This is a genomic window from Niabella sp., assembly GCF_030150205.1.
GTDB lineage: Bacteria > Bacteroidota > Bacteroidia > Chitinophagales > Chitinophagaceae > Niabella.
In genome coordinates this window covers 171,090-184,552 of record NZ_JASLGT010000004.1, presented here as the reverse complement: position 1 = coordinate 184,552, position 13,463 = coordinate 171,090, and the positions used below count along the sequence as shown (strand labels likewise).

The window sequence follows — 13,463 nt, the reverse complement described above, 5'->3', positions numbered from 1 at the left end:
GCTTACATTTATAATAAGTTCTTATAAATCAACGTTTACAGGTTCGCCTTTTTTAGAAGGAACACTGTTAGCGGCGGCATGTTCCACCGCAGCTTCCACAAATTTCACAAAAATGGGATGCGGGCTCTCTACCGTACTTTTCAGCTCCGGGTGAAACTGAACTCCTACAAAAAACGGGTGTGAAGGCAATTCAATCACTTCCACCAGTCCGCTCTCCGGGTTTTTACCACTGGCCACCATTCCGGCCTGTTCAAAAGCCTCCAGGTATTTATTATTAAATTCCCAGCGGTGCCGGTGGCGTTCGGTGATCTGCAGTGTTCCGTAAATAGAAGCAGCCAGGCTGCCCTCTTTGAGTTCACAGGCATAAGAGCCCAAACGCATGGTACCACCTTTTTCGGTAATATTTTTCTGGCTTTCCATGAGATCAATCACCGGATCAACAGCGTTTTCATCCATTTCGGTTGAATTGGCACCTTTTAACCCGATCACATTTCTTGCAAACTCGATGGCCGACATCTGCATACCCAAACAAATACCGAAAAACGGCAGTCCGTTCTCACGGGCGTATTGCACCGCTGTTATTTTTCCTTCCACCCCTCTGAGTCCAAAACCCGGTGCCACCAGTAAACCATCCAGGCCGCCAAGTTTTTCTCCCACATTCTCCGGTGTAATGTATTCACTGTGTACGTTTACGATCTGTACCTGGCATTCATTTACCGCACCGGCATGTACGAAGGCTTCCAGGATCGATTTATAAGCATCCTGCAATTCCAGGTATTTACCAATAAGCCCGATGCGTACTACGGATTTGGGGTATTTTAATTTATCCAGGAACGCCCGCCAGCGGGTTAGTTCCGGCTCTTTAAATTCGGATATACCCATGATTTTTAAAACCGTCAGATCCAGTTTTTCACGCAGCATGGCCATGGGCACTTCGTAAATGGTAGACTGATCTGCCGACTCAATCACTGCATCCTGGCGCACATTACAGAACTGGGCAATTTTGCGGCGCAGTTCGGGTGTAAGGGGTTTTTCCGTTCTGCACACGATAATATCAGGACGCACCCCTTCCTGGCTCAGCATCCGTACACTGTGCTGGGTAGGCTTGGTTTTTAATTCTTTTGCTGCTTTGAGGTAAGGGATCAATGTAAGATGAATAACTACCGTATCTTCATCCGGCAGCTCCCACTGCAGCTGGCGGATGGCTTCTACAAAGGGCAGACTTTCAATATCCCCAATGGTTCCTCCGATTTCGGTGATCACTACATCATATTTGCCCGTAGTGCCCAGTTCCATCATCCTCCGCTTGATTTCGTTGGTGATATGCGGCACCACCTGTACCGTTTTACCCAGGTAAGCACCCTCCCGTTCCTTGTTGATCACCGTTTGATAGATCCGCCCGGTGGTCACATTATTTGCCTGCGATGTAAAAATGTTCAGAAAACGTTCGTAGTGACCCAGATCCAGGTCCGTTTCGGCACCATCTTCTGTTACATAACACTCACCGTGCTCGTAAGGATTCAGCGTACCGGGATCAATATTAATGTATGGGTCGAATTTTTGTATCGTAACCCGCAGCCCCCTCGCCTGTAACAGTTTTGCCAGCGACGCGGCAATAATTCCTTTTCCTAATGAGGAGGACACGCCTCCGGTTACAAATACGTACTTAGCCATAATGGTATATTAAAATCAATAAATCATTCCTTAACAAGAATCATTTCACGAATAAAAATCAACCTGTTTCAACAATATCCAGCCTGCGTGATCTCCTAAAAAACAAAATCAGCCCGCTATGACCAATAAAATCCTGTGGAAAATTTGAAAGGTCATGCAAAGTTAGGAAATCATTTGTAAAAAAAAAACGGGGCGAAAATTTATATGGGCTTTTTGCTACAGAAATGCTGAAACACAAGCTTTTCTTGTTACAATCATCCGGGATTTTCTTATTTTTAAACAACCGATTATTTACGCCTAAAAAATGAACCCGTTGCACGCCAAAACTGTTGCCCTTGCCGCACTATTCCTCAGCATTACTTCCGTATATGGGCAAGATCGTTTACAATCGTCTTCACCGGTCAGCCGTTTTTACCAGGCCGGGAAAACGGCGCTGAATCAAAAAAACTATGCGGCGGCGATTAAAAATTTTTCCGCAGCAGTAACACAGAAGCCTTCAGACAGTGCGCTGGCGCTTTTAAGCAAGGCCTACCTCTACAAGGGTGACACTGCAAATGCCATCCGGTCTGCAACCAGGGCCATTGCGCTGAATGCCAGCTGCGTTGATGCTTATCTCAACCGCGGCATGGCCTACCTGGGAAAAAGAGAGATGCGGCAGGCCAACGAAGATTTTTCCCGGGCTATCCGGCTGGATCCTGGTAACTACCAGGCATATGCACTCCGGGGTATCAGTAATATAAACGCTCCGGATATAGCAGTTGTTGATTTTACAAAAGCCATCGAGTTGAATGATCAATATGCGGAAGGTTATAATAACAGGGGCAATTATTACAGCTCCATCGGGAATTACGAGGCGGCCATTGCAGATCTTACAAAGGCGATGGCCATTGACACCGGGTATGCAGAGGCCTGCCGCTCACGCGGCAATGCTTATTATTTAAAAAAAGATTATGAAGCGGCCATCCGTGATCTTACCCGTGCCATTGTCCTGGGTATCGACAAGAGCGATGTTTACGAGATGCGGGGACTGAGTTACCAGGAACTCAATAATACCGCTGCCGCCGCCGAAGATTTTACCAAACTCATTGCACGGGAGCCGAATCATACCGAGGCGTACCGCCTGCGTGGGTGGCTGTATTTTACAAAACAGGACTATGAGCGGTCGCTTAAGGATTTTAATGCCATTCTTAAACTGGATCCGAAAAACGCAAACGCTTATTATAACCGCGGCACCATTTACGCATTAAAAAAAGATTACGTAAACGCCGTCAATGACTTTACAAAGCTGATCGCCCTGGATACTACCTATGCCGACGCCTACAAAGAACGGGCAAGGGCTTACTCCACACAAAAGGATTACACCAATATGCTTAAGGACCTGGATAAATGGGCGGCACTGGATCCCCAAAATAAGGAAGCCCATTCTATGCGTGGGTCTTTTTACCAGCAAATGGGCAACACGCAAAAAGCGGCTGAAGATTTTACAGAACTCATTGCACTGGCCCCAACAGATATTGAGGGTTACCGCCTGCGTGGGTGGCTGTATTTTACAAAACAGGACTATGAGCGGTCGCTTAAGGATTTTAATGCCATTCTTAAACTGGATCCGAAAAACGCAAACGCCTATTATAACCGCGGCACTATTTACGCATTAAAAAAAGATTACGTGAACGCCGTCAATGACTTTACAAAGCTGATTGCTTTAGACACTACGTATGGGGAGGCCTACCGGTTGCGCGGCGGCGCTTATTTTGCCCAATCGGATTATGCCAGCACATTAAAAGACCTGAATAAATGGATTGAACTGGATCCTGAAAATAGTGAGGCTTATTTTATACGGGGAACGGTTTACCAGCAATTGGGCAAACAGGACCAGGCCGATGCCGATCTAAAAAAAGCAGCAGCCTTAAAGTCTAAAAATTAATCCCTGGCAATTTTCTTGTAACTGGCAATCACCCCACGGATGAGTGAAGAGCTGAAACCACGGTGTTCCATTTCATTCAGTCCCACAATGGTACAGCCCTTGGGCGTGGTTACTTTGTCAATTTCCTGCTCCGGATGACTGCCGTTTTTCAGCAGCAGTTCCGCAGCGCCTTTTGCCGTTTGCGCGGCGATAAGATTGGCGGTTTTAGCATCAAACCCGATTTCAATACCGGCCTGTATATTGGCGCGGATATAGCGCAATGCAAAAGCCGTTCCGCAGGCGCCCAGCACGGTAGCCGCATCCATCAGCTTTTCATCAATAACGGCCACCTTACCCAGCGTATTGAACATATCTACCACATAAGAGGCCTCCTTTTCCGAAGCATTCGCGTAACTGATACAGGTAATACTTTCCTGGATGGCGATGGCCGTATTGGGCATGGCCCTGAAAACAGGGAGCTGTTTTTTTACCATCTCCTGCAGATCGGCAATGGATACGCCGGTAATTACAGACACGATGGTATGCTTTGCCGCTAATTGTTTTTTAAATCCTTCAATCACCGCCGCCACCTGGAAAGGTTTTACAGCCAGGATCACCAGCTCACTCTGCTTTACGGCAGCAGCGTTGTCTGCACTGATGTTTACACCTTTTTTTTCCAGCTCCTTTAAAGTAGCCGGATTCCTTTTAGTAATGGTTATGGCTTCGGGTTTACAGAACTTACTTTTGATTAACCCTTCGGCAATGGCGGTACCCAGGTTACCGCCACCGATAATTGCAATGTTCATATCTATTCAGGTTTAACGTTCAACATTTAAAGTTTTGTTTCGAAAAATCAGCTGATTGCCCCCCGTAGTGTTTACACGTTACAAATCATAGCAGACTGATATCCTTAACTGCTGATTGTATGCTGATGCAGCAGGCTTTTTGCCATAGATCTTTGACTGAAGGTTAAAGAAAGAATGGTCAGCATTGAGTTTTACGCCCATTTTATTTCCAAAACCGTATTTAACAACAATGCCGCCGCCTACGTCAAGCGGCCTGCTATACCCGGGACTATATGTTGCCACATTATTTTCGCTGGAAAAATCTGCTTCGTTCTTAAATTCAAGTTTAAATTTTTCATCCTTAACCGTTTTTCCATCCAGTTTTATAACGGTATGTCCCCGGCCACCAATTCCGTATGAAGCGTATATATTAAGACCCGCATCAAAAGACCGCCCGCCGCTCAACCGCCAACGATAGGCGATATCTACCGGAAGCTGGATATAGGATGGAGAAAATTCAACCCGCCAGTCTCGGGAGCCGTCACTGAGTTCATCCTGCAGCCTGCTTTTATAACCCTTTTTTATAAACAGCAGACCCGGCGCAATAATTATATTATTGCCCGCGTACAATTCTTTATACACACCCAGCTGATAACGAATAACCGGGCTGAATTTTTGATCCGGGGCATTCGTATATTGAGGGTCTTTAACTGTCATTTTTGAAAGATTAGCGCCAGCCATAATCCCCCAGCCTTTTTGCGCTTTCAAAGACAATATTGATAAAAAAAAGAACAAAAAAAACGCCGAAAAATATTTCATAAAATTATTAGCTCGGTTGTGCAAAAATGAAGTATGGTAAAAACATCCAATAAACCCGAAGTATGCTTTCAGCATATAGCCTTCAGCACTCAGCTGTGAACGTGGAAGTGTAAGACAGCAGTATCAAGCCAAGCGGGATCCAGCTTGAAACATTAAACTTTAAACCAGTCTTACAGCCCTCCCATCGCTTCCCCGGCACTTTCCTTTGCCAGGTAACCTTCGATGGCCGTATCATATTTTTCTTTCCATTCGCTGATGGCACCCCAATCTGCACCGTTAACCGTTACGGCAGCTGCTGTTACCACACCTATTTTTTCAAACGGAACACTGGCCTGCTGCTCAAACGCAGCCACTTTATCCGGCGCTACGGTTACTATCACACGGCTCTGGGCTTCTCCAAACAGTGCCGCATCTTTGCGAAGTGCGGCATTGGTATTGATATTGAAACCCAGCCCGCGGTTGAAACCACTTTCCAGCAGGGTAACAAACAAACCACCCTCACTGATATCATGCGCCGATTCAATGGCTTTATTGCTGATCATCTTTGCCAGCGATTGTTGCAGTGCAAATTCTTCCTCCAGCTCAAAATAGGGCGCAGCTGAATGCGTTACACCATGTACGTGATACAGGTATTCAGAGCTTCCCAGATCTTCTGACTGCTTGCCCAACAGATAGATAACAGCGCCCTCATTTTTAAAATCGAGCGTCATTTTATTATCGATATCGTCCAGCAATCCTACCATACCGATCGTTGGCGTAGGATTTACGGGACCATCAGGGTTCTGGTTATAAAAGCTCACATTACCACCGGTAACAGGCGTGTCGAATTTGCGGCAGGCATCCCCCATACCTTTAATGGCATTTACGAACTGGTAATAAACCTCCGGATCGTAAGGGTTTCCAAAATTCAGACAGTTGGTTACGCCCAGCGGCAATGCCCCGCTGCATACCAGGTTACGGGCCGCTTCGCTCACCGCAATCATGGCTCCTTTATACGGATCGGCATATACATAGCGACTGTTACAGTCCGTAGTAACGCCTAATCCTTTTTTTGTACCTTTTATGGTTACAATGGCCGCATCTGAAGGTGCATTGGTTGATGTATTTACGGTTCCTACCATACTGTCGTACTGGTTATAGATCCAGCGTTTGGATGCGATGGAGGGCAGGGTTACAATCTGTTCGGCTACGGCCTTTAAATCTGCCGGCTGTTCTACAGCAGTACCATCAAACGCCCGGATCTTTTCCAGGTAAGCCGGCTCTTTATATTCCCGGTCGTATTGCGGGGCTCCGCCGCCCAATACCAGTTCTTCTGCAGGCAGGGAAGCCTCCAGCTGACCATGCATATAAAAATTCAGCAATCCATCATCGGTCACTTCACCAATAACCGAAGCCGGCAGGTCCCATTTTTCGAATACCGCTTTTACTTCAGCTTCCCTTCCTTTTTCGGCCACCAGCAACATCCGCTCCTGGCTTTCGCTCAACAGCAGTTCCCAGGCCTTCATATCTTTTTGCCGGGTAGGCACTTTATCCAGGTCAATGCGCATACCTACACCGCCCTTTGCACTCATTTCTGCCGTGGAACAAATAATTCCTGCGGCGCCCATATCCTGCATGCCTACAACCGCTCCGGTCTGGATTACCTCTAAACAGGCTTCCAGCAGCTTTTTTTCCTGGAACGGATCACCCACCTGTACCGCAGGTAATTCCTGCACGCTTTCGGAGGTAATATCCGCTGAAGCAAAAGAAGCCCCGCCAATTCCATCCTTTCCGGTAGCACTGCCCACAAATATTACCGGGTTTCCGGTTCCTTCCGCTGTGGCCGATACGGTTTCCCCCGCTTTTACGATGCCCACGCTCATGGCGTTTACCAGCGGGTTGGTATGATAACACTGGTCAAAATAAATTTCTCCGCCTACGGTAGGTACTCCAAAACAGTTGCCATAGTGACCAATCCCGTGTACCACTCCCGCCAGCAGGTGCTGTGTTTTTGCTTCGTTCAGTTTTCCAAAACGCAGGGAGTTCAATGCCGCAATAGGGCGTGCGCCCATGGTAAAAATATCCCGGTGAATACCGCCCACACCGGTGGCAGCCCCCTGGAAGGGTTCCAGTGCTGAGGGGTGGTTGTGCGATTCAATCTTAAATACAACGCCCAATCCGTCGCCGATATCCATCAACCCTGCATTTTCCTCTCCTGCTGCCACCAGCATGCGGCCACCATCGCGCGGAAGCGTTTTCAGCCATTTAATGGAGTTTTTATAACTGCAATGCTCGCTCCACATGGCGGAAAAAGCACAGAGCTCATTGAAATTAGGAGTACGTCCCAGTTTTTCTTTGATCAGTTCAAACTCTTCTTTTGTCAAACGCAGCTGTTCTGCGGTTTTTACAGTAATTTCCATTATATATTTATAGCTGATTTTATGTAGTATTAAAAAATCGCAGCGAATTTACAAAACTACGGTCATTTAGCAATCCACCGCAAACACAGCAGCCAAAAAAAGCCCCTGAAACACAGATTCATAATGCGCCTTCCAACAAAAGCAGTTAGGCCAGAACAATTTAATGGCGTTCATTCAGAAACCACCGCCTTCAGTCTTTCTTTGCCCCGGTGACCATCTTTGCAATTATTGAATTATCATTGTACCATAAAATGCGCAGTTGTGGAAATTTTTCTTTTTGCGGCATACCTCCTGCTTTTTACCTGGTGTATTCCCAAAATCCGCTTTTTCAGCAACAGCGGACTTTCGGGATTTCAGCTGGCAGCGCTTTTTCTTTTGAAAGTGGGTATGGGCGTGCTTTACGGCTGGATCGCCTGGTATTCGGGCGGTTCCCCGGGCAATACCGACACCTGGGTGCTGCATACAGAAAGTCTGAAAGAGACAAAAAACCTGCTTACCACTCCCCGGCAATATATCACCAGTTTTTTTCATGATGGGTACGGCACCAGCTTCAGAAGCTTTTTTGCCTCCAGCGCCTCTTACTGGAACAATTTAAAAAACAATACCTACGTCCGGATCGAATCGGTATTTAACTGCTTTAGCTTTGGCAGCTACTTTATAAACATCATTTTTTATACGTTTTTCGTTTTTTTCGGCGTTGTAGCCCTTTACCGGGTAATGCAGCATCATGTTGGCGGCAGCCGCCTCCTGCTGATTATCGGTTGTTTCCTGGCACCCTCTTTTTTATACTGGACCAGCGGATTGCATAAAGATGGGCTTACCTATTTGGCCCTTAGCACGATCATTTACATTTTTTATTTCCACATTACGTCAAAAAAACCGCTACAGGGTTACTTATTGCTGTTGGGAGCCTTCCTGTTATTATTTGCACTCCGGAACCATATATTGCTGCTGTTATTTCCGGCCCTGTTGTGCTGGATACTGGCGCGGCGGTTCCCATCCCGGCGCGTGCTGGTGTTTACGGGGGTATACAGTTTGGGACTTGCTTTCTTTTTCTTAGCCAAATACCTGCATCCCGCGCTGGATTTTCCCGCTATTGTTGCCAGCAAACAGGCATCCTTCCTGGAGCTTACCGGTGGCCAATCCAGCGTGCCGGTGCCTCCTCTGCAACCGGATCTGGCAGGTTTTATACGCCAGTTTCCGCAGGCAGCGGGTATTGCGTTTTTTCGTCCTTTTATAATGGATCTTAAAAAAATGCTCATCATCCCGGCCTTCCTGGAAATGATGCTTACCTGGATCTGTATCCTGCTTTTTTTGATAGTTCCCCGGCAAAAACGCAGTTTCCGGCCTTTTAGCCTCTTCCTCCTCGTATTTACGATCAGTACATTGTTAATGATCGGCTATACGGTGAATAACCTTGGGGCAATGGTCCGTTACCGGTCCATTCTTTTCCCGCTGTTCCTGCCCGTTATTTTAGCAGGTATCCATTGGCAACGCCTTCTTAAAAAAACAAATACTAAAATAAAATAATACATATTTTTCAGCACAAAAACAGCATTTCGTTGATGGCAAAACAATAAAAAGAGAAATATTTATTCAAAAAATAGAAATATTTCATACATGAAATACTATTTTCCTTTTATTTTTGCAAAAATTATTCTTCAATGTCATTAAGATTCAACGCAATTTCCGAACTGCATACCTACAATACGGATGTAGGCAAGATCACCCCCAAGATTACGGAGGTTTTTGGTTCTCATGTATTTGATTTGAAAACCGCGAGAAAGTTTTTAAGTGATGAAGCATATAAGAGCCTGAAGGCTTCTATTAATGCGGGTCAGAAAATTGATCGCAATGTAGCCAACCAGATCGCAACAGGCATGCGTGCCTGGGCAGAAACCAAGGGCGTAACCCACTATACACACTGGTTTCAGCCACTGACCGGAACAACGGCAGAAAAACATGATTCCTTTTTTACATTAAAAGGAGATGGAACGCCGATTGAAGAATTTGACAGTGCCGCGCTGATCCAGCAGGAGCCGGATGCATCTTCCTTCCCCAACGGAGGCTTAAGAGCCACTTTTGAGGCCAGGGGTTATACCGCCTGGGATCCTTCTTCCCCTCCCTTTATTGTGGAGATCGGTTATGGCAGAACCCTGTGTATTCCTACCATCTTTATTTCTTACACCGGGGAATCACTGGATTATAAAGCACCTTTATTAAAATCAATTGATGTATTAAATAAAGCTGCCGTTGATGTATGTAATTACTTCGACCGGAACGTACAGAAAGTAAACGCCACCCTTGGATGGGAGCAGGAATACTTTGTGGTAGACGAAGGGCTGTTTAATGCACGTCCGGACCTGGTGATGACCGGCCGCACGGTTTATGGCCACAACTCCGCCAAGAACCAGCAGCTGGAAGATCATTATTTTGGTGCGATACCTGAACGCGTATATGCTTTTATGCGTGATTTTGAAAACGAATGTTACAAACTGGGCATTCCGCTGCGCACCCGTCACAACGAGGTAGCGCCCGCACAGTTCGAGTGCGCCCCCATTTACGAGGAAATCAACCTGGCGGTAGACCACAATACCTTATTGATGGATACCATGAGCCGGATCGCTCCCCGTCATGGTCTGAAAGTACTGTTCCACGAAAAGCCGTTCGCCGGCCTTAACGGAAGCGGTAAGCACAATAACTGGAGCCTTGCTACTGATACCGGCATCAACCTGCTGGCACCGGGCAAAACCCCCAAAACCAACTTAATGTTCCTTACATTCTTTGTAAATACCATTAAGGCGGTGCATGATTATGCAGATATCTTAAGAGCCTCTATCGCTTCTGCTCCCAACGATCACCGTTTGGGCGCAAATGAAGCACCACCAGCAATCATTTCCGTATTTATCGGAAAATACCTGTCGCAGGTGCTGGAAGAGGTAAAAGAGCGTGTTTCTGACAAAATGGATGAGCAGGATGAAAGCATGCTAAAGCTGGACATTCACAAAACCATCCCGGAATTGTTTATGGACAATACCGACCGGAACCGGACCTCTCCCTTTGCCTTTACCGGAAACAAATTTGAGTTCCGTGCAGTAGGTTCCACTGCAAACTGCGCCAACCCCATGACTGTATTAAATACCATTATGGCGGAAACACTGAAGCAGTTTAAAAAAGAAGTAGACTCCCTGATTGAGAAAGGTGAGAAAAAAGAAATTGCTATCATGCAGGTGATCCGCGAATATATCGTTGCCAGCGAAAAAGTACATTTCGAAGGTGATGGTTACAGCGAAGCATGGGAAAAAGAAGCGGAAAAAAGAGGGTTGCCCAACCTGAAAACAACGCCGCTGGCACTGGATGCCATGGTTACCGACAAAAACAAAAAATTGTTTGTGGATAACGGCATCTACTCCCTGTCGGAACTGGAAGCAAGGCATGAGATCGAACTGGAAAAATACATTAAGAAAGTACAGATCGAAGGCCGTATCATGGGCGAGATGGCAACCAGCATTATCCTGCCGCCATCTATCCGTTACCAAACCCTTCTGGCCAATAATATCCGTGGTCTGAAAGATGCGGGTGTTCCGGAAGAGGCGTATGCCAACCAGAAACAGATCCTTGATAAGATCTCTGAGCATATCAACAAGGCCAGCGACCTGGTAGAGCAAATGATTGAAGCGCGTAAAATATGCAACGCAATCGAAGATACCCGCACAAAGGCGATTGCATATGAAAGCCAGGTAAAAGCAAAATTCTTCGACCAGATCCGTTATCATGTAGATAAACTGGAATTACTGGTGGATGATAAAGAATGGTACCTGCCGAAATACCGCGAGCTGCTGTTCATGCGATAAGACAATCCTTACCGAAAATAAAAAGACCGGCGCTTGCCGGTCTTTTTTGTATTTAAATTTTTTGTACCATTGGCATAAGGGCAACGACAAATGAACGGCCTGGTCTCATCGCGACCTTTGTGAATCCTTTGCGGACATTGCGGTAAAAGCCCAACCACCATCAATTGTCAAAAGCCTTTTCATAACAACTATCACAAAGGTTCCAAAAATGTATGCGATCGCCTTAGGCCATGAAATCATGCTCGTAACACCTGCGGGGTTCGAGCAATGATCGTTATTTTATTTCGGCCGAAAAATTACTAAGCCACGAGTTAGAAAGGCCAACGGTCATTGCTTTCAGGTTCATCCAATACTTCATGTGTGCTGCAATATCGGTTACTGCGGCGTTGATAGAAACAGTAGCATCCGGCGGAGCCGGGGTTCTGCCCGGAGGCACATTGGGATCCAGTTTCACCCAGCGGAACGACCCGTTCAAAACCATATCGGACCCTGTAAGTGCATAGTTGTACACCACATTCCCCGTGGCGTCATCCAGCGGCCACCAACCGGTCAGGTTTTTATAATAAGGATGCCGGCTAAAATCAGCCAGGTTTACGTAATTCTTAATAATGCTGTCCGGCAGGGCCGTATTAAAATAGACCAGGTCCGACGCATAAAACTGCATGGGTGCAAAAAAGTTATCCACTCTTCTATAGCCCAGTTTTAGCGGCTCTGCAGGATTACTGAAATCAACATTTCCAATATCAAACACGCTCCCTTTGGGATTACCATCTACAAACATCGACACATTCCGGTTGGTGGCACTGGTAATCTTTACCCGCATCGTATAGGTATGCCATTCGTTAACATTAAAGGCCCCTGTATTGGTAGAATTATACTTTTTGGTTCCGCTACCCAAGTTGGGTTCATAATTAACATTTCCGCTGCCCACATTTAGCCACATCCAGCCTTTAATACTTAAATCGTCATTTTTCATTTTGGGAGTAGATTTGGAGAGCAATCCCGGATACTGAACCCCATTTAAATTGTAAGTACGTACCTGCACGGTAAACTCATCCGAGAATTTGGCATCATATAACTGGGGGTTGGGCACATAAGCGTAGGTACTGGTATCATCATTAAACAGTACTGTAGAATAGCCTACTTTTTTTACCTCCTGACTCGTAAAAGAGGGATATGCGCAGATTAAAAAACCAGGCAGCGGATTGGCAACCGCTCCGGGCCCCGAAGTAATCATTACCAGCCATTGTTCCTGGCTTTTACCGGGCCGGGCGTTCATGGCCTGTAAAATATTGCCAATATATCCGTCGGCCTTTTCAAGGGCTGTTTTATACGCAGGGTTGGAGAGCGAATAATTGCCGGCAGCTTTACCGGCCAGCGCTACCTCGTTGAAATTAACAACCAGTAGCGAAAGGCTTGTATCCCGTTTCAATAAACTAACTGCCGAATCCTTTACCACGGCATCATTTAATACGCCATAGCTGTAAGTGGCCGTTCGTGCAACATACCTGGCCAGGTTGGCCCAGGGGCTAACCAGGGCTGAAGTATAACTGGGTTTGTTAACATTTAAGATCCTGAAAATATCCATTGCATACGGCACCCTTCCGTCGGAGGATGCCGGGTCTGTATTATTAAATTCAAAACTACTATCGGTAATGCCATGGGTAGCCGGTATTACGCCCGTTAACAGGGAAGCCCAGCTGGCCCCGTCTGTAGCAGGTTTGGAAAGCCGGGCCTCTGCATAACTGAACTTAGCCGTTTTTAGAAGCGTGGCAATATTATTGAGCCCGGTTGCTGCTTTTAACTCATTACCCGGCAAACCATCAATACTAATGACCAGTACCTTGCGTTTAACACTGTCGGCATTTAATTCCTGTTTTTCAAAAACAGGGGGCACACTGGGATATTTTTTACACCCGGCCGCCAGTGCAACAGCAATCCCCATTGCGATGCAATACTTCCCTATGATCAATTGTCGTTTCATCCGCATATTTTTTCGATGGTTTAACAAAAGTCTGCCACCTCTTAT

General features: G+C 46.3%; 8 protein-coding genes. 3 read left to right on the top strand and 5 right to left on the bottom strand.

All coding sequences use genetic code 11. The features are described 5' to 3' along the window. Nucleotides 1-21: 21 nt before the first annotated feature. The gene (locus tag Q1V85_RS03310) at nucleotides 22-1,674 is read right to left on the bottom strand and encodes a CTP synthase (protein ID WP_300597431.1); all 1,653 of its coding nucleotides are present in this window, start codon (nucleotides 1,672-1,674) and stop codon (nucleotides 22-24) included. 304 nt (nucleotides 1,675-1,978) lie between these two features. Here Q1V85_RS03310 and Q1V85_RS03305 point away from each other — a divergent pair, with 304 nt between their 5' ends. Beyond that, nucleotides 1,979-3,598, top strand: a complete 1,620-nt coding sequence (locus tag Q1V85_RS03305) for a tetratricopeptide repeat protein (protein ID WP_300597429.1) — start codon at nucleotides 1,979-1,981, stop codon at nucleotides 3,596-3,598. Here the strand turns inward: Q1V85_RS03305 and proC are convergent. The 3 genes from proC to purL all read right to left on the bottom strand — a co-directional run bounded on the left by proC (nucleotide 3,595) and on the right by purL (nucleotide 7,580). Continuing rightward, the gene (proC, locus tag Q1V85_RS03300) at nucleotides 3,595-4,383 is read right to left on the bottom strand and encodes a pyrroline-5-carboxylate reductase (RefSeq protein ID WP_300597427.1); all 789 of its coding nucleotides are present in this window, start codon (nucleotides 4,381-4,383) and stop codon (nucleotides 3,595-3,597) included. The two genes, Q1V85_RS03305 and proC, sit on opposite strands and share 4 nt — an antisense overlap. A 78-nt stretch (nucleotides 4,384-4,461) precedes the next feature. After that, on the bottom strand, nucleotides 4,462-5,103 hold the full coding sequence (locus Q1V85_RS03295; protein WP_300597425.1) for an outer membrane beta-barrel protein: 642 nt from the start codon (nucleotides 5,101-5,103) through the stop codon (nucleotides 4,462-4,464). A 248-nt stretch (nucleotides 5,104-5,351) separates the two neighbouring features. Continuing rightward, complete coding sequence (purL, locus tag Q1V85_RS03290; RefSeq protein ID WP_300597423.1) at nucleotides 5,352-7,580, bottom strand: phosphoribosylformylglycinamidine synthase subunit PurL; 2,229 nt, start codon at nucleotides 7,578-7,580, stop codon at nucleotides 5,352-5,354. 261 nt (nucleotides 7,581-7,841) lie between these two features. Between purL and Q1V85_RS03285 the strand changes: the two genes are divergently transcribed. Then, complete coding sequence (locus Q1V85_RS03285; protein ID WP_300597421.1) at nucleotides 7,842-9,110, top strand: hypothetical protein; 1,269 nt, start codon at nucleotides 7,842-7,844, stop codon at nucleotides 9,108-9,110. Between the two features lie 134 nt (nucleotides 9,111-9,244). After that, a complete protein-coding gene (locus tag Q1V85_RS03280; protein WP_300597419.1) occupies nucleotides 9,245-11,434 on the top strand; it encodes a glutamine synthetase III in 2,190 nt (729 codons plus the stop codon). A gap of 274 nt (nucleotides 11,435-11,708) precedes the next feature. On the opposite strand, the gene Q1V85_RS03275 is transcribed toward Q1V85_RS03280, so the two are convergent. Beyond that, nucleotides 11,709-13,418, bottom strand: a complete 1,710-nt coding sequence (locus Q1V85_RS03275) for an alkaline phosphatase family protein (protein WP_300597417.1) — start codon at nucleotides 13,416-13,418, stop codon at nucleotides 11,709-11,711. Between the last annotated feature and the right edge of the window lie 45 nt (nucleotides 13,419-13,463).

Excerpts from the sequence above, each read along its gene's own strand:
- proC (WP_300597427.1), bottom strand. The coding sequence starts at position 4,383 with ATGAACATTGCAATTATCGGTGGCGGTAACCTGGGTACCGCCATTGCC.
- Q1V85_RS03295 (WP_300597425.1), bottom strand. The coding sequence starts at position 5,103 with ATGGCTGGCGCTAATCTTTCAAAAATGACAGTTAAAGACCCTCAATAT.
- Q1V85_RS03310 (WP_300597431.1), bottom strand. The coding sequence starts at position 1,674 with ATGGCTAAGTACGTATTTGTAACCGGAGGCGTGTCCTCCTCATTAGGA.
- purL (WP_300597423.1), bottom strand. The coding sequence starts at position 7,580 with ATGGAAATTACTGTAAAAACCGCAGAACAGCTGCGTTTGACAAAAGAA.
- Q1V85_RS03305 (WP_300597429.1), top strand. The coding sequence starts at position 1,979 with ATGAACCCGTTGCACGCCAAAACTGTTGCCCTTGCCGCACTATTCCTC.
- Q1V85_RS03280 (WP_300597419.1), top strand. The coding sequence starts at position 9,245 with ATGTCATTAAGATTCAACGCAATTTCCGAACTGCATACCTACAATACG.
- Q1V85_RS03275 (WP_300597417.1), bottom strand. The coding sequence starts at position 13,418 with ATGAAACGACAATTGATCATAGGGAAGTATTGCATCGCAATGGGGATT.